Source organism: Ruegeria sp. BHSA118, from assembly GCF_059613405.1.
This window is the reverse complement of the sequence record NZ_JBXWSM010000083.1, coordinates 1-17,374: the sequence shown is the minus strand read 5'-3', so window position 1 is coordinate 17,374 and position 17,374 is coordinate 1. Positions and strand designations below refer to the sequence as shown.

13 protein-coding genes and 1 pseudogene are annotated in these 17,374 nt (G+C 56.3%); 12 read left to right on the top strand and 2 right to left on the bottom strand.

The features are described from left to right. The first annotated feature begins 25 nt into the window (after positions 1-25). From AC2FNN_RS18980 to AC2FNN_RS18955, 6 genes and pseudogenes are all read left to right on the top strand, one after another. Positions 26-532 (top strand): annotated as a pseudogene (locus AC2FNN_RS18980) (DeoR/GlpR family DNA-binding transcription regulator). Between the two features lie 57 nt (positions 533-589). Next, positions 590-940, top strand: coding sequence for an FAD-dependent oxidoreductase (locus tag AC2FNN_RS18975; protein ID WP_496760011.1), 351 nt, complete (start codon positions 590-592; stop codon positions 938-940). Between the two features lie 51 nt (positions 941-991). Then, positions 992-1,831 carry an EamA family transporter gene (locus tag AC2FNN_RS18970; protein ID WP_496760009.1) on the top strand — a complete coding sequence of 280 codons (840 nt, stop codon included), beginning with the start codon at positions 992-994 and terminating at the stop codon, positions 1,829-1,831. A gap of 270 nt (positions 1,832-2,101) precedes the next feature. Beyond that, the gene (locus tag AC2FNN_RS18965) at positions 2,102-3,121 is read left to right on the top strand and encodes a putative 2-aminoethylphosphonate ABC transporter substrate-binding protein (RefSeq protein WP_496760008.1); all 1,020 of its coding nucleotides are present in this window, start codon (positions 2,102-2,104) and stop codon (positions 3,119-3,121) included. Positions 3,122-3,253: 132 nt separating this feature from the next. Continuing rightward, positions 3,254-4,369 carry a putative 2-aminoethylphosphonate ABC transporter ATP-binding protein gene (locus AC2FNN_RS18960; RefSeq protein WP_496760007.1) on the top strand — a complete coding sequence of 372 codons (1,116 nt, stop codon included), beginning with the start codon at positions 3,254-3,256 and terminating at the stop codon, positions 4,367-4,369. Then, entirely contained in the window at positions 4,366-6,387 is a 2,022-nt protein-coding gene (locus tag AC2FNN_RS18955; protein WP_496760006.1) for a putative 2-aminoethylphosphonate ABC transporter permease subunit, read from the top strand. The genes AC2FNN_RS18960 and AC2FNN_RS18955 overlap by 4 nt, the downstream gene beginning before the upstream one ends. Before the next feature lie 24 nt (positions 6,388-6,411). Here the strand turns inward: AC2FNN_RS18955 and AC2FNN_RS18950 are convergent, their stop codons facing one another. Further along, entirely contained in the window at positions 6,412-7,302 is an 891-nt protein-coding gene (locus AC2FNN_RS18950) for a LysR substrate-binding domain-containing protein (RefSeq protein ID WP_152460090.1), read from the bottom strand. A gap of 120 nt (positions 7,303-7,422) precedes the next feature. Here AC2FNN_RS18950 and AC2FNN_RS18945 point away from each other — a divergent pair, with 120 nt between their 5' ends. From AC2FNN_RS18945 to AC2FNN_RS18925, 5 genes are all read left to right on the top strand, one after another. After that, a complete protein-coding gene (locus tag AC2FNN_RS18945) occupies positions 7,423-8,610 on the top strand; it encodes a 2-aminoethylphosphonate--pyruvate transaminase (protein ID WP_496760005.1) in 1,188 nt (395 codons plus the stop codon). An 18-nt stretch (positions 8,611-8,628) separates the two neighbouring features. Further along, positions 8,629-9,873: a phosphonoacetate hydrolase gene (gene phnA, locus AC2FNN_RS18940; protein WP_496760004.1), complete on the top strand. Its 1,245-nt coding sequence runs from the start codon at positions 8,629-8,631 to the stop codon at positions 9,871-9,873. Between the two features lie 18 nt (positions 9,874-9,891). Then, a complete protein-coding gene (gene phnY, locus AC2FNN_RS18935) occupies positions 9,892-11,340 on the top strand; it encodes a phosphonoacetaldehyde dehydrogenase (protein ID WP_496760003.1) in 1,449 nt (482 codons plus the stop codon). Positions 11,341-11,446: 106 nt separating this feature from the next. Continuing rightward, positions 11,447-12,799 (top strand): (R)-1-hydroxy-2-aminoethylphosphonate ammonia-lyase, encoded by a 1,353-nt coding sequence (gene pbfA, locus AC2FNN_RS18930; protein WP_496760002.1) that lies wholly within the window; start codon positions 11,447-11,449, stop codon positions 12,797-12,799. Between the two features lie 240 nt (positions 12,800-13,039). After that, the gene (locus AC2FNN_RS18925) at positions 13,040-14,704 is read left to right on the top strand and encodes a Na/Pi cotransporter family protein (RefSeq protein ID WP_496760001.1); all 1,665 of its coding nucleotides are present in this window, start codon (positions 13,040-13,042) and stop codon (positions 14,702-14,704) included. A 458-nt stretch (positions 14,705-15,162) separates the two neighbouring features. On the opposite strand, the gene AC2FNN_RS18920 is transcribed toward AC2FNN_RS18925, so the two are convergent. Next, the gene (locus AC2FNN_RS18920; protein WP_496760010.1) at positions 15,163-15,630 is read right to left on the bottom strand and encodes an Lrp/AsnC family transcriptional regulator; all 468 of its coding nucleotides are present in this window, start codon (positions 15,628-15,630) and stop codon (positions 15,163-15,165) included. Positions 15,631-15,757: 127 nt separating this feature from the next. Here AC2FNN_RS18920 and AC2FNN_RS18915 point away from each other — a divergent pair. Further along, a partial coding sequence (locus AC2FNN_RS18915; RefSeq protein ID WP_496760000.1) for an indolepyruvate ferredoxin oxidoreductase family protein occupies positions 15,758-17,374 on the top strand: 1,617 nt, incomplete at its 3' end.

The window sequence follows — 17,374 nt, the reverse complement described above, 5'->3', positions numbered from 1 at the left end:
GGGCAAGGAACGGATTGGAGCCTATGTGGCAAGTGTGATCCCGGACGGGGCCAGCGTGATAATCGACAGCGGGTCAACGACAGTGGCAGCGGCACAGGCTCTGGCTGCTGTGCGACAAAATCTTACCGTATATACCAATGATTTAACGATTGCATCTGTGCTGGCGTCGGCGGCCGCCGAGCTCACGCTGCTGGGCGGACGGCTGGATTTTTTAGAGAATGTCACATTGGGTTTGGACACGCTCGACCACCTGTCGTGATACAATGCGGAATATGCGTTGATCGGGGTCGGCGGTGTGAGCTCTCGGGCATTGTTTACGGATTTCTCGCTGGAAGGCGCCAACCTGCGTCATATGATGATGCAACGGGCGCAGCGCCCGCTGATCCTGGCTGATAGCAGCAAGTTCGACGTGGTTGGCCCGATCGTGATGAAACCTCTGCCGGTGAAAGCGACACTGGTGGTGGATGAGGAGTTGCCAAATAGCATAGCTGGCGCGCTGCAAAACCAACCCGTGGATATTGTGAAAGCATAACGCAAAAGCAGGAAAGCAATTGCCAAATTTTGCAAAGAACAAATAGGCTAAAGGGAAATCCGAATCCCTGAGTACGGAGCGAGCCGATGGCAGATACCAAACTTCCACGCTGCACAGCATGTCATTGTCGGAGGCATCATCATTGGCTGCGCGGTTGCGTATCATCTGATCGGAAAGGGGCAGCGCGACGTGGTGCTTATTGAGCAGGGGCAACCAAGCCGTAGCACCACATGGCGTGCGGCTGGTCTGGTTGGTCAGTTGTGCAGCCGACCCGCGATGACCAACCTGATCCGCCGCTCGCCGAGGTTGCAGTGCCGTGCGGGTTTGAGCCCAATAAAGCGTGCCGCCGCGGTACAGGTCAAGCTTTGGTCGAGCCGCTGTGTGTGCGCGCGCAAACAAGCGCTTTGAAAGCCGAATTGTGACGCAAGACAAATATTCAGCTCATATCGTCGGGCCACAATGACAATACAGGCAGTTCTCATCGTATTGACCGCAGCCGTGTTGCACGCGCTCTGGAATGCGGTTGTCAAAGGTGCGCCCGACAAGGCGGTTGTTTTGGGATTGGTGGCGCTTGGCCACGCCGTGCCTGCGCTGATTGCGTTGCCTTTTATCGGCTTGCCGGTTTGGGCGGCGCTCCCCTTCATCATCGGCTCGACCCTGATCCACTGGGGGTACTATTGGTTTCTCAACACCGCGTACAAACATGGGGATCTGTCGGTGGTGTACCCGATCTCACGCGGGATGACGCCAATCCTGGTCACGGTGGGTGCCATTCTTTTCGCGGGCGAGTTTCTGCCGCCGATCGCGTGGGTCGGCATTGTCTGCATTTCAGCTGGGATTGGGTGCCTTTCCCTGGCCGGGCTGGGCCGAAACACAAACTGGGTCGCCGTGGCGGCGGCGTTTGGCACGGGTCTGATGATAGCGTCCTATTCGATTGTGGATGGCATTGGTATCCGGCTGTCCGGGAATATACTGGGATATATTGCGGCATTGTTTGTTGCCGAAATTTTCGTTGCCGGGTTTATCTTCGCGACCAGATGGCAACGTTTCGTCGCGCTGCCCAGGCGTTATGTCTGGGCGGGCCTGACAGGCGGCGTCATCTCTGGCCTGGCGTATGGGCTGGTGCTGTATGCGAAGACGGTCGCGCCCTTGGGCGTGGTGTCCGCCCTTAGGGAAAGTTCAGTTATCTTTGCGTCGCTTATTGGTGTGATGTGGTTCGGCGAGGGGCCGAAATCCAACAGGCTTCTTGCAGCGACCATTGTCGCGATCGGGATCGGACTCCTTGCGGTGACACGTTGAGCGTTCTTGCGCCGCCGCAGGAAAGTCTTAAGAATTCAGCGCCTTTGACATGCCCTGATGTTCTGTTGATCGTCATGGTCCAGTTCCGCACTGATCTGCCGGGGCGGGCGGTTTCCATCTATAGGATATGCTTATGACATCGAAGATATAATCGATTTTTATTGGCGTTTTTATCTGTCAAACTGCTGTCAAACAATCGGTGCACAATAATCGAGTTCGAACGCCACGCAAGAATGGCGACAATAACATAATTACCAACAGAGGATCACAATGAAACATACGACATCACTTCTCGCAGCTCTGACTATAGGTGCGCTAACGGCAACGGCTGCGGCATCGGAAACGGAATTGACGGTTTATACCGCAGTCGAGGCGGAAGACTTGGCCCGATATGCCGAGACGTTCAATCAAAGCCACCCTGATATCAAGATCAATTGGGTTCGCGACTCGACCGGGATCATTACGGCGAAATTGTTGGCAGAGCGTGATAACCCGCAGGCCGACGTTGTTTGGGGCCTGGCCGCCACGTCGCTGCTGCTGCTGAAATCAGAAGGTATGCTGGAGCCTTATGCGCCGGCTGGCGTAGACAAGCTGGACAAAAAATTTGTTGATGGTGACAACCCGCCTGCCTGGGTTGGCATGGACGCCTGGGTTGCATCCGTCTGCTACAATACCGTCGAGGCCGAGAAGGCCGGGTTGACCCCGCCGACATCCTGGAAGGATCTCACCGACCCGATGTACAAAGATCAGGTGATCATGCCCAACCCGAATTCATCGGGCACCGGGTTCCTTGATGTGTCCAGCTGGTTGCAGATGTTCGGTGAAGAAGGTGGTTGGGAATACATGGATGCGCTGCACGAGAACATCGCGCGGTACACCCATTCAGGTTCAAAACCCTGCAAACTGGCCGCAGCAGGCGAAATCCCAATTGGTATTTCCTTTGCATTCCGCGGGGCAAAGTCCAAAGCCGACGGCGCGCCGCTTGAGATCATCGTGCCTTCTGAAGGCGTGGGCTGGGACATGGAAGCCACCGCGATTGTGGCCGGTACTGCAAATCTGGAAGCCGCACAGAAGCTGGTGGATTTCACCGTCACCAAGGAAGCCAACGAGATGTACAACACCGGCTATGCAGTTGTGGCCTATCCGGGCGTTGCAAAGCCGGTTGAGCACTTCCCAGAGGGCCTTCTGGATGCGATGATCGAAAATGATTTTGAGTTTGCCGCCAACAATCGCGCGGCAATCCTGAAGGAATGGCAGTCTCGCTATGACGGAAAGTCGGAAGCGAAGTAACCCCATTAGCAGGAGAGGCTTTCGTGCCTCTCCTGCGCACCAGTCTCTTGTTCCCCGAAAAACAACTTACTCACCCGGTTTCAACCGGCCAGGACCGGCCGCGCCCGAGGTGCAGATGTGAGGACTTCTCCCGTGCTTCAGAAAACACCACCCGGTGAACTGTATCTCAGCATCCAGAATTTGTGGAAAGCGTTCGGAAACTTTCTGGCGCTCAAGGACATCTCTTTGGAAATCAACGAGGGCGAGTTTGTCTGTTTCCTCGGCCCGTCCGGTTGCGGCAAGACCACTCTTCTGCGGGCAATCGCCGGATTGGATTTGCAGACCAAGGGTACGGTCATGCAGGATGGCAAGGACGTGTCCAATCTGCCCCCGTCCGAGCGTGATTTCGGGATCGTGTTTCAGTCCTACGCGTTGTTCCCCAACCTGACGATTGAAAAGAACATCGCTTTTGGCCTTGAAAACACCGGCCGCAGCAAATCGGATATCGCTGTTCGCGTAAACGAACTCTTGACCCTGGTTGGTCTGCCGGATCAGGGCAAGAAATATCCGGCGCAATTGTCAGGTGGTCAGCAGCAACGGATTGCACTGGCGCGTGCCATCGCAACCAATCCCGGACTTTTGCTGCTGGACGAACCCCTGTCGGCGCTGGACGCCAAAGTGCGTGTTCATCTGCGGCACGAGATCAAGGAGTTGCAGCGCAAGCTGGGTGTGACCACCGTGATGGTGACTCACGATCAGGAAGAAGCGCTGGCCATGGCGGACCGGATCGTGGTCATGAATCACGGAGTGATCGAACAGGTGGGGCCTCCTACCGAAATCTACCGGGAACCGGCCAATCTGTTCGTTGCAGACTTTATCGGTGAAATGAACCAGATCCGGTCGCAGGTCACCAAAGGCGGACGTCTGAGCGTCGGGGAAAAGACCTTTGCCTGCCTCAGCCACAAGTTCAACGATGGAACCCCGATCATCGCGGCCATTCGACCCGAAGACATCATCCCTCATGAAGCTGGTTATCTCGACACAGGCGGCAATAGGAACTGCATAGAGGTGACGCTGGATGAGATGGAGTTCCTGGGTTCGTTCTGGCGCTGCCGATTGAACAACGAGAAGTTCGGAGCATCGGAACTGATCGCGGATTTCTCGATCAACGCGGTGCGTCGTCTGGAACTGGAAGAGGGGCGCAGCATGGTGATTGAGCTCCCCGAAAACCGCCTTATGGCGTTTGACGTGCCGGAGGCCAAGGCATGAGCTCGCTTTCTACCAATCAGGACAGCCTGCCTGTCGGGCCGGACATCAAGCCCAAGCTCAGCCGTGATGATATCCTGATGCGCGGAAGCATGATGGTGATCGCGCTGTATCTGGTCGTGACATTGGCGTTGCCGCTTTACACGATGTTGTCCAAGTCGTTTTCGACCTATCGCGTAGAGCTGTCCCAGTACGAGTTTCAGGTCAGTGACGACGCGGGCGTCTTTGATGGAACGATCCTGTCGGCGGACGAGTTGAACAGGCAATTGGGGGTCTTTTCCGACTCTGATCTGGTGACAGGTTCGGACGGGCGCTTGCCGGTGACCGGGTTCTTTCCTGATTTCAGCTTTCGCAGCCCGGTCATGTACAAGATCCGCAACACGACGGATACCGGGCGCTTTCTGGTCGGGTCGACTTTGAATGAAGGCACCGATTGGGTCGAGCTTGATTCCAACACGTTCCGCCGGGTGCAAATGCGGCCGGTCCAGTCGCGAGGGCTGGACAATTTCATCAACTACTTCTCGACACCGGCACTGTTCAATTCGATCAAGAACTCGCTTTGGATCTCGGTTGTCAGCACCATTGTGACGGTGACACTGGCGTTTTGGTTCGCCTATGCGCTGAATCGAAGCTGCATGCGGTTCAAGGGTGTTTTTCGCCTTATCGCGATGGCACCGATCCTGGTTCCGTCGCTCTTGCCGGGCATCGCGTTGGTCTACCTGTTCGGTAATCAGGGCATGATCAAGGAATTGCTGTTTGGTGCCAGCATTTACGGCCCCATAGGCATCGTTATCGGATCGGTTTTCTTTACTTTTCCGCACGCGTTTCTGATCATATCGACCGCGCTCGCGATATCTGACGCGCGCCTGTATGAAGCTGCGGCCAGCTTGCGGTCGACGCCATGGCGGACCTTCTGGACCGTAACCATCCCCGGGGCCCGCTATGGCCTGATCTCGGCGGCCTTTGTCGTGTTCAATCTGGTGATCACCGATTTCGGACTGCCGAAGGTCATCGGTGGTCAATTCAACGTGCTTGCCGTGGATATCTACAAACAGGTGATCGGCCAGCAGAACTTTGAAATGGGCGCCGTGGTATCTGTGGTTCTGGTCATCCCGGCCATTCTGGCTTTTGCTATCGACCGGATGGTTCAGTCCAAGCAGGTGGCGCTGCTTTCGGCGCGTTCCGTGCCATATCAGGCGACGCCAAACCCGAAAGCTGACCGCATATTCCTGATCTATTGCAGCCTGATCGGCCTGTTCATCGTGGGTCTTCTGGCGGTGTGTCAGTTTGCGGCGCTGATCAAGTTCTGGCCATACGACCTGAGCCTTAGCCTCAAGAACTATCAGTTCAACAGAATGGACGGCGGCGGCTGGGGGTCGTATTTCAACTCGATCAAACTGGCGTTGCTGACGGCAGTCATCGGCACGTCAGTCGTGTTCTTCGGGGCCTATCTGGTGGAAAAATCAAACGGGTTCAAAACCGGGCGGTCGATTTTCCAGATGTTCGCGATGCTGCCCATGGCGATCCCGGGCATGGTATTGGGGCTGTCTTACATCTTCTTCTTCAACAACCCGTCCAATCCGCTGAACGGAATTTACGGCACGATGGCGATCTTGGTGATTTGCACTGTGACGCATTTCTACACCGTATCGCACCTGACGGCCGTCACCGCGCTCAAGCAAATGGACAGAGAGTTCGAGTCGGTGTCTGCCTCGCTCAAACAGCCGACAATGAAGCTGTTTGCACGGGTAACGGTTCCGGTTTGTCTGCCAGCAGTGTTGGACATCTCGATCTATCTGTTCGTCAACGCGATGACGACCGTGTCGGCAGTAGTGTTTCTTTATTCTCCCAAAACGACGCTTGCGTCCATCGCGGTGCTGAACATGGATGATGCCGGGGATATCGCGCCTGCGGCGGCGATGGGCATGATGATCTTTTACACCAACGCGGCTGCCCGGATCGTTCACCTGATTGCTTCAAAAGGCATTCTGAAGCGCACTCAGGCTTGGCGAAGCCGGTAGCCAAAGGAACCCTGCCCCCGCCGGTCAGGTATCGGCGGGGGGGCTTTTTTCTTCCAGCGCGCGCTGGGCGAAGTCCATAAAGGCTCGGATGATCTTTACGTTGCGCCGTTGCGAAAGCGAAATCATGCTTTCACCCATTTGCAACTTCACGCCTTTCAGCTTGATTTGTCGCAACCGATCATCATGCCCATACTCTGCCTGAGAGACAAATCCGATGCCTGCGCCCGAGGCCACAAGCTCGCGCACGGCCTCGCGCCCTTCCGCAACGATTGCAGGATTCAACGTGATACCGCGCCTTTCGGCTTCTTCTTCCAGTTTCTGACGAGTTTTTGACCCGTGCTCTCTGAAAACCAGCGGCAGATCGGCCAGCTCTTCCAAAGAAAGCGAAGGTTTGGATGCCAAAAGCACACCTTGGGCGGCAAAGGCCACGATTTCAGTGGACCCCAGGTTCAACACGTCCATGTCCTTGCCGGGGGACAGGCTGCCGACGACACCGATCTCGGCGTTGTACGACCGAAGTTCTTCCAGGATTTCTTCGGTGTTTCCGGACCGCACGGTGATGGTGATTTTGGGGTACTTTTTTTGAAACGATCCCAGGAAAGACGTCATGTGATGCGCTGAATCGGCAATGATCCGCAATTCCCCGTCGATTGCGGCCTTGGTTTCCGAAAGGTAGTCTTCGATCTGATCTTCGATCTCAAAATACTGCTTTGTGAACCGGTAAAGCTGTTCGCCTTCGGGGGTGAGGTTCACGCGTTTTCGTTCGCGCTGAAACAACAACAGATCGTGATCCTGTTCCAGCTTTCGAACCTGTTCGGAAATCGCCGGTTGCGTCAGAAAAAGCGCCTCGGCCGCGCGGGAAAACCCGCCATGTTTGGCCACGTAATGAAAGGCTTTGAGCTGGCTGTGCCGCATCACAGATCCCCAATTAATTGTGCATAGGCTGCACTTATAATTAGATTGATATTTGCAATTTCACATATAGCAACACTTGCTGCAATGGTGTTTGTGAAAACGCTGTTCTGGAGCCTGGTAATGACGCCATCCCATCCAAAAATCGAGCAACCGCGCCTCGGCGAACCATACCTTTTGACACCCGGTCCTTTGACAACGTCCTATGCCGTGAAAGAGGCCATGCTGAAGGACTGGGGCAGCTGGGACGACGACTTTCGCGCCATGACAAGAGAGCTGCGGTCAAGCCTGCTGGACCTGCTTGGTGAAGGCGCCGACGCGTTCGATTGCGTGCCAATGCAAGGCAGCGGCTCCTTCTCGGTCGAAGCAATGCTGGCATCGTTTATCCCGCCGGAAGGAAAGGCGCTGGTACTGGCCAATGGCGCCTATGGGCAGCGTTCTGCGCAGACGCTACAGTATCTGGGACGGGACCATATCGTGTTGGACAAGGGCGATTACCTGCCGCCACGGGGCGACGAGGTTGCGCGCATTCTCGCGGATGACCCGGCCATCACGCATGTTGTTGCCATTCACTGCGAAACCAGCTCGGGTATCTTGAACCCCGTCGAGGAAATATCCGAGGCCACCTATGCAGCCGGTCGCAAGCTGTTGATCGACTCGATGTCGGCCTTCGGCGCGATCGAGCTCAGACCCTCGGATATTCGATATGAAGCCATGGTGTCTTCGGCCAACAAATGCATCGAGGGCGTTCCCGGCTTTGGCTTCATTGTGGCGCGCAAGAGCGAACTGGAAGCCGCAAAGGGCAACAGTCATTCCCTGTCTCTGGATGTGCACGCCCAGTGGGCGCACATGAACAAGACCGGTCAGTGGCGTTTTACCCCGCCGACGCACGTGGTCGCCGCCTTCATCGAAGCGCTTCGGGCGCACGCCGCTGAAGGCGGTGTTGCCGGCCGTGGCGCACGTTACACCCGCAACCGGGACGTCATGGTTGCAGGCATGCGTGAACTGGGTTTCGAAACGCTGCTGGACAATCGTTGGCTCAGCCCGATCATCGTCACGTTCTTCTGCCCCGCCGATGAGAAATTCGTATTCGATCAGTTCTATAACCTGATGAAAGAAAAAGGGTTCATTATCTACCCTGGCAAGCTGACAGTCGTCGACAGTTTCCGCGTCGGATGCATCGGTCAGATGGACGAAGACGTCATGCGCATGGTCGTGCGTGCAGCAAAGGAATCCCTGGAAGAAATGGGCGTGGCAAGCGCCGCTCCTCCTCTTCGGGCACTGGAAGAACGCGCCAAGCTGGCCGCCTAAACATCAAGGAAAATACAGATGACCATTCAAACCCCTGTCGAAGCAAATGAGCGCGTCTACCCGACGCCGAAGGTGCCCGCTATTGCCATCTGCCTTGATGGATGCGAGCCCGAATACCTTGATGTTGCGATTGCAAAAGGGCTGATGCCCAACCTCAAGCGGATCCGGGAAGAGGGTACGGACCGACTGGCCCATTCCGTTATCCCGTCCTTCACCAACCCCAACAATCTTTCGATTGCCACCGGGCGCCCTCCGATCGTGCATGGCATCTGCGGCAACTACCTCATCGACCCTGACAGCGGCGAGGAAGTGATGATGAATGATGTTCGCTTCCTGCGTGCGCCGACCATTTTTTCCCAATTCTACGACGCGGGTTTCCGCGTGGCGATGGTAACCGCCAAGGACAAGCTGCGCGCACTGTTGGGGGCCGGGCTGAAATTTGACGAGGGCAGGGCGGTTGCGTTTTCTTCCGAACGGTCGGGTGAAACGACGCTGGCGGAACATGGCATCGACAACGCCAGCGAATGGCTGGGCATGGACGTCCCCGAGGTCTACTCGGCAGAGCTTTCCGAATTTGTCTTTGCCGCTGGCGTCAAGCTGCTGAAAGAGTTCAAGCCCGACGTGATGTATTTGTCGACCACCGACTATATCCAGCACAAGTTTGCACCTGATCAAAAAGGCGCACTCGATTTCTATGCCATGTTCGACCGGTATCTTGGCGAGTTGGATGAATTGGGTGCGGCCATCGTGGTGACCGCGGATCACGGCATGAAGCCAAAGCATTTGGCGGATGGATCCCCCTCGGTGGTTTACGTGCAGGACCTGATGGACGAATGGCTGGGCAAGGATGAGGCGCGGGTCATTCTTCCGATTACCGATCCATACGTTGTGCACCATGGTGCTTTGGGGTCTTTTGCAACCGCCTATTTGCCTGACGGAGCAGACCAGGACGACATCATCAGCAAGCTCAAGGCGACCAACGGCATCACCCATGTGCTGACCAAGGCCGAGGCGATCGAGCAATTCGAATTGCCGGGCGACCGCATTGGCGACATCGTGATGGTTTCCGGCGAAAACATCTGCATCGGCACGTCCGAGCATCGCCACGATCTGGCAGCACTCAAAGAACCCTTGCGCAGCCATGGTGGTTTGACCGAACAGGAAGTTCCCTTCATCGTGAACCGTGTCATCGACCTGCCAAACCAACCCGTGCTGCGCAATTTCGATGCCTTCTTCTACGCAACAACAGCGGCGGCACAGTAAGCTATGAAAGATCAGACCATGTCAAAAATCGAAGTACGCAACGAGGGAATGCGGATCGGCGGCGAAATTGTCTTTACCGACGACACCGTTCCCGTTCTCTACCCGTACACAAACGAGGTTGTGGGTCACGTACCAGCCGGTACAGCCGAACATGCGCGCCGGGCGTTCGAGATTGCGGCGAATTTCAAACCCAAGCTGACCCGATACGAGCGCAGCCAGATCCTGCAACGGGCAGGCGAGTTGATCGGCGAAAAGCGCGACTATCTGGCGAAATGGCTGACGCTGGAGTTGGGGATCTGTCACCAGCATGCGATCTACGAAACCAAACGCGCGCAGGACGTGTATCAATTCGCGGCGGCCGAGGCACTGAAGGATGATGGTGAGATCTTCTCCTGCGACCTGACCCACAACGGCAAGGCCCGCAAGATTTTCACCACCCGAGAGCCGGTGAAAGCGATCAGCGCGATCACGCCGTTCAATCACCCGCTGAACATGGTCAGCCACAAGATCGCGCCGTCGATTGCCACCAACAATTGCATGGTTTGCAAACCGACCGAGCTGACGCCGCTGACCGCATTGACACTGGCTGACATTCTCTATGAGGCCGGCTTGCCGCCCGAGATGTTCCAGGTCGTGACAGGTTGGCCCGGTGACATTGGCGACGAGATGATCACCAATGAACATATCGATATCATCACCTTCACCGGCGGTGTGCCTGTGGGCAAGATGATTGCCGAAAAAGGCGTTTACAAGCGTCAGGCGCTGGAACTTGGCGGCAACGACCCTCTGATCGTTCTGAATGACCTCAGTGAGGCCGATCTGGACAAGGCGGCAACAATTGCCGTGGCCGGGGCTACCGGAAACTCCGGTCAGCGGTGTACGGCGGTCAAGCGCATCCTCGTGCAGGAAAGCGTGGCCGAGAAGTTCGTGCCGCTGGTTCTGGAGAAGGCCAAGAAGATCAAATTCGGCGATCCGCAAGACCCCGAAACCGAACTGGGGTGCGTGATCCATGACAAAGCTGCAGAAATATTCGAGAATCGCGTTCTTCAGGCGGAAAAAGAGGGTGCTGAAATCCTGTATCACCCCGGTCGTCAGGGGGCGCTGCTGCCGCCCATCGTGATCGACAAGGTTCCCCATGACAGCGAGTTGGTGATGGAGGAAACCTTTGGTCCCATCGTGCCGATCGTTCGTGTGCCGGACAACGACGAAGAGGTGATGGCAATTTCAAATGGAACCGAGTTCGGCCTGTCTTCGGGTGTCTGCACCAATGATCTGAATCGGGCGATTGCCTTCATCAACGGGTTGAACGTCGGCACCTGCAACATCTGGGAACAACCGGGGTACCGCATTGAAATGTCGCCCTTTGGCGGCATCAAGGACAGTGGAAACGGGGTGAAAGAAGGCGTTATCGAGGCGATGAAGTTCTTCACCAACGTCAAAACCTATTCACTACCGTGGCCTAACTGAGTCTGTTGCCCTTACCCCTTTTGCGGAAAGGGCAACACAGTTCCTCCCTGGTACTGGCGGGCCTTGCGGGGTCCGCATCTTTTGATGACGGCAAAGAGGAGCGGACATGCCACAAATTGTCCACACTGAAGGCGAATCAAACACGTCTGAGGCGCGCAAGGCGTGGCTGCAAAAGTCCATGGGGCCGAAATCATCGCCATTGCTCAAACGCGATGCCAACGTGTTCCTGCATCAGTCTCTGTCCTCGCCCTGCGTCAGCACCATTGCAAAGGCCGAAGGGCTCTGGATCGAAGACATCGATGGCCGCCGGTACATGGATTTCCACGGCAACTCGGTGCACCACATCGGGTATGGCCATCCCCGTTTGGTTGCCGCCATAAAGGCACAGCTTGACGATCTGCCCTTTGCGCCCCGCCGCTTCACCAATGATCCGGCGGTGGAGCTGGCTGAAAAGCTGGCAGAGATCGTGCCTGGTGATCTGGGGAAAATGCTCTTTACCACTGGCGGATCCGACGCGAACGAGGTTGCCCTCAAGATCGCGCGCGCCGCCACCGGTCGTTTCAAAACAATCAGCTTCTGGGATGCCTTCCATGGCGCGGGTTTCGGCGCCGCAAGTGTCGGCGGAGAGGCGACCTTTCGCAGTCACATTGCGGGCCCCCTCTTGTCCGGCACCGAACATGTCGCCCCCTTTGCCTGTTATCGATGCCCCTACAATCATGCGGGCCCCGAAACCTGCGGGCTGGCCTGTGCGAAAATGGTCGAATATGTCCTCGAGCGCGAAGGAGATGTGGCGGCGGTCATAGCGGAACCGATGCGTGCCGTGCCCTATGTCCCTCCGCCGGGGTTCTGGAAGACGGTGCGCGAGGCATGCAACCGTCACGGGGCGCTGTTGATCATGGATGAAATCCCGACGGGTCTTGGCAAGACGGGCAGGATGTTCGCCTTTGAACATGACGAGATCATCCCGGACATCGTGACACTCGGGAAGGCGCTTGGCGGCGGCATCCTGCCTATCGCCGCCTGTGTCGCCCGTAAGCAACTGGATGTCTGCGGAGATTTTGCCATCGGGCATTACACACACGAAAAAAACCCGGTCATTGCGCGGGCCGCTTTGACGACGATCCAGATCATCGAAGACGAAGGCCTGGTTCACCGGTCAGCCGAACTGGGTGAACATGCCATTGGTCGCTTGATGGATGAACTTCAGAACGTTCCGATTGTCGGTGACATTCGGGGAAGGGGCCTGATGTTCGGGATCGAAATCGTCGATAATCGCGCCGACAAAACGCCGGGGAACGCGTGCGCCGAACGGATCTATTATGCCTGTCTCGAGGCCGGTCTGAGCTATAAGATCAGCCAGGGATGCGTTCTGACATTGTCGCCGCCGCTGACCATCTCGCGTTTGGAACTGGACCGCGCAATCGACATCGTAATTGCTGCAATCAAGGCCGAGAGTTGACGCCCCTTACCAATCTCGTGTCACAATGGGATCAGGGGCCGCGCCCTTCCGGGGGTCCTTGGCCAAGTTAATAACTGACGGATGTTCCGTCAAAGCGCGGACAAGTGGTTGCGGTGAAGCACACAGGCGTTTACGCCTTGTAGGCCAATATGGGATGTATCCCTTCCCAATCGCGGTCGGTAACATGAATAATACAATGCGCCGCGACAAGCTGGGCCAAAAAGAATAACGGGGTAGAGTATGGCAATTGTCAGCTTCCTTATCAGCCTTGCGGGGGCGACGATGCTGCTGCTTTACGCGGTTCGTATGGTGCGAACCGGGATCGAACGCAGCTATGGGGCGTCGTTCCAGCGGGTAATGACCCAACAACGCAGCTACCTACAGGCCTCGGTGGTTGGGTTGACGATGGCGGTCGTGCTGCAAAGCTCTGCGGCTGTTGCTCTGTTGACTTCGGGGTTTGCGGCCAGTGGAATGCTCAGTTTTCCTGCCGGCCTTGCGATTGTTCTTGGCGGCGATCTGGGGTCGGCGCTGATCATCCAGATTCTTTCGTTCCGGCTGGACTGGCTTGTTCCGATGCTGTTGGCGGTTGGGGGGTATCTTTTCGTAAAGACCGACGCCAAGAAAACCCGGCAACTGGGGCGCATCCTGATGGGCGTGGCCTTTATCCTGATCTCGCTTCGGTTCCTTCGCGAGGCGATGGATCCCATTCGGGACAGCGCGTTTCTGCCCGCTGTGGCGGATTATCTGGCGCGCGATTATATCACCGCGTTTCTGGTCGGGGGCGCCTTGGCATTCATCATGCATTCCTCGGTGGCGGCCATCCTCATGTGTGTCACCCTTGTACAGATCGGAGCGATCCCGTTCGCGGCCGGGATGTCATTGGTATTTGGCGCGAATTTCGGCTCTGCCTTCATTCCGGTCTGGCTCACCCGTGCCATGCCAGTCCAGGCCCGGCGCATTCCATATGCCAACCTGGCATTGCGTGGCAGTTGGGCTTTGGTGAGTTTGTTTGCGGCCAACATGGCTTTGCGGACCGGGTTGTTAGGAGACCCGCAAGGCGGGCAGATGCTGGTCAATGTGCATGTTTTGTTCAACCTGTCACTGCTGCTTCTGGCCTTGCCATTTTGCGGGAAGTTGAAGGATCTGTTCGAAAGGTTTTTGCCGGATCAGAAGAAGGAACAGGTACCGCAACCAGCACGACCGGCCAGCGCATTGGACATTGGCAACGTGGCAAATCCCAGCCAGGCCCTGCCAAGCCTCAAGCGTGAGCTGCTTAGGATGAGCGACCTTGTCGAAACCATGTTCCGGCCTTGTCTGGAATTGTATCGCAGTGGCGACAAACAACAGATCCGCGCGGTCCAAGCCATCGACGAGGACGTGAACAATTGCCTGTCCGGGATCAGGGCATTCGTTTCGGCGATTCCGCCGGATGTATACGAAAAAAAGGACGAAAAATCCGCACGCGACCTTATGGAATTCGCTATCCGGCTGGAGACGGCCGGCGATGTCGTGGCCAAGCGCTTGACCGTGTTGGCGGGTGAAATGCGGGCCAAAGGCTCGAGCTTCTCGCAGGAAGGCTGGTCGGAACTTGTTCAGATGCACGAGGGCATTCTGGCCAACATGAAGCTGGCATCAAACGTGCTTATTTCAGACGATCTGGAAAGCGCGCGCCTGTTGAGCCTTGAGAAGACCGAAATCAAGCGGGTGGAACGTGAAAGCCGAAAACGACATCTGCGCCGCTTGCAGCACGGATCACGGGAAAGCTTCGAAACCAGTGATATTCATCTCGAGACGTTGCGGGCGTTCCGAGAGTTCAACAGCCATATCGCATCTATTGCTTACCCGGTACTGTACCAAAATGGCCAGCTTCTCGAGACGCGGCTGATCGACGAAATTGCGAAATAAACGGAAGGTTCTCTGATAAAAATCTGAAAAAGCAAAGGAACGTTGCTACACTTTTGATGACGGCAGCGAACAGGAGCCGGACTCGATGCAAGCACGGGAAAAGAAAACAGGAAAATCGAAACGCGAAGCAACAAAATGGCTTCAGTTTCGAAATTCGGTTTTGCGGTTGTTCGGCGTCGGTGGAAGCTTCCGCCTAGAGCGCGGGATGGGAGGCAGAAGCCAAAACGTCGCGGCCGAAAAGGCGACCACGTTTTACCTGCCTTGATGCCAAATCGCGCGACGGTTTTTGAGGGCGTTCCCAAACCTGATCCGTGAAAAATTCAATGAACAGCAACGCCGTGGGGTTTGACGGGCCAAATCATAGCTTAGGAACGTGATCGAGCGAATTGTTCGCTTGGTGCGTTCATAGTTTTGCAACAAAGCCGATACCAGACGGCAAGTCCCCTCGAGAACTGATATCAACAGGAAGGAATGGGCAGGGCGTTGCTGCGTTTGATTTCGCGCAGAACGACATTTGTTTGCGCGCTTTCCACCGCCGGCAGGCGAAACAGGAATTCTTCAAGGAAAACGTTGTAAGCCCCGATATCCTTGCAGATCACCCGCATGTGGTAATCTGCCTGGCCGGTTGTTGCATAGCATTCCATGACTTCCGGGCGCTTCTCGATCGCTGCAATGAACCGTTCAAGATGTTCGGGATTGTGCCGGGTCAGATGAACATGCACCAGGGCCTGAAACGAAAGCCCGGCGTGTTCAGGCGACAATTCGGCACGGTACTGTGAAATCAGGCCGGCCTCTTCCAACACGCGGACTCGACGCCAGCAGGCAGAAGATGACATGCCCACCCGTTCTGCAAGGTCAGCATTTGAGATGCGGCAATCCTTTTGAAGCAGCGCGAGAAGTTGGCAGTCACGTGAGTCGAGAAACATCCGAGAAAAATACCCCAGATCGTGACAAAATAAGAGAGAAATTTTCAATGACCCCCGTAAATGGCGGGAAAGTAGAACAGATTCCTCAAAAGATTTCGGTAAAATATCCAGAAAAGGCGAGGCATCCATGACTGACCAGTCCCTGAAATTCGAAACTTACGCCCTGTCGGACCGATACAAAGCCTCAGAGGGTCGTGTTTTCCTGACGGGAACGCAAGCTCTGGTGCGCATCATGTTGGACCAGGCCCGCAGGGACGCAACAGCAGGAAACAACACGGCCGGGTTCATTTCCGGATATCGGGGGTCTCCTCTTGGTGGTTTGGATCTGGAGCTGTGGCGAGCGAAAGAGGAAACCGAGGCCGCCGGGATCACATTCATGCCGGCCGTAAACGAGGACCTTGGCGCCACAGCGGTTCTTGGTGCCCAACAGGCCTCGCTTGATCCCGATTGTGAGGTCGAGGGAGTGTTTTCGATGTGGTACGGGAAGGGCCCCGGAGTTGACCGTTCAGGGGATGCGTTGCGCCATGGCAATGCCTATGGCTCGTCGCCGAAGGGCGGGGTTCTGGTTGTCGCGGGTGACGATCACGGCTGCGTATCTTCTTCAATGCCGCATCAGTCCGACGTCGCCTTCATGACCTGGTTCATGCCAACGCTGAACCCGGCCAACGTGGCTGAATACCTGGAGTTCGGTGAATACGGGATCGCGCTGAGCCGATACTCGGGCACCTGGGTCGGGTTCAAGGCGATTTCGGAAACCGTGGAAAGCGGGCAATCCGTGCGGTTGAAGCCGGACCGTAAATTTACCTTGCCGGAAATAGATCTGCCGCTGGGCGGCTTGCACGTGCGTAGCGCTGATTTGCCAAGCCCGGCCATCGAGACGCGGATCGAACACAAGTTGCGGGCGGTCGAAGCTTTTGTCGAGGCGAACCCGATCGACCGGCGCATCTATGACATCAAGGATGCCCCATTCGGGATTGTCACAACGGGCAAAAGCCATCTGGACCTGATGGAAGTGCTGCGACTTCTGGGGCTCGACGAAAGCGGATGCCGCCGTTTGGGCATCGACATCTACAAGGTCGGGATGGTTTGGCCCTTGGCACGGCGCGATGCGCTGTCCTTCGTCCGTGGCAAAAAAGAGGTTCTGGTCGTCGAGGAAAAACGCGGGATCATCGAAAGCCAGTTCAAGGAATACTTCTATGACTGGCCGGGGGACAAACCCGAAAAGATGGTCGGAAAACACCGTGCAGCGGGCGATCCGTTGATTCCCTGGACCGGAGAGTTGAGCCCGTTGAACCTGATTCCGGTTGTTGCAGAACGACTCGACCGTTTTTTCCCGGAAGAGGGATACCTGAAAAAGGCAAAGGCGCTGACGGACGAACCGCCATCCGTTCTGAATGTTCCGGGTGCGGTCAGGGCTCCGTATTTTTGCTCGGGTTGTCCCCACAACACATCCACCAAAGTCCCGGATGGAAGCACGGCTGCGTCAGGCATCGGCTGTCACGTGATGGCAAGTTGGATGAACCGCAACACGGTCGGTTATGCGCAGATGGGTGGCGAAGGTGTGCCGCATGTTGTTGCCTCGAAATTCAATGGCAACAAACATATCTTTCAAAACCTTGGCGAGGGCACTTGGTACCATTCCGGGTCGCTTGCCATTCGCCAGGCCGTGGCGGCGGGTACGAACATCACCTACAAGATCCTTTACAATGACGCAGTGGCAATGACGGGGGGGCAGCCTGTTGAC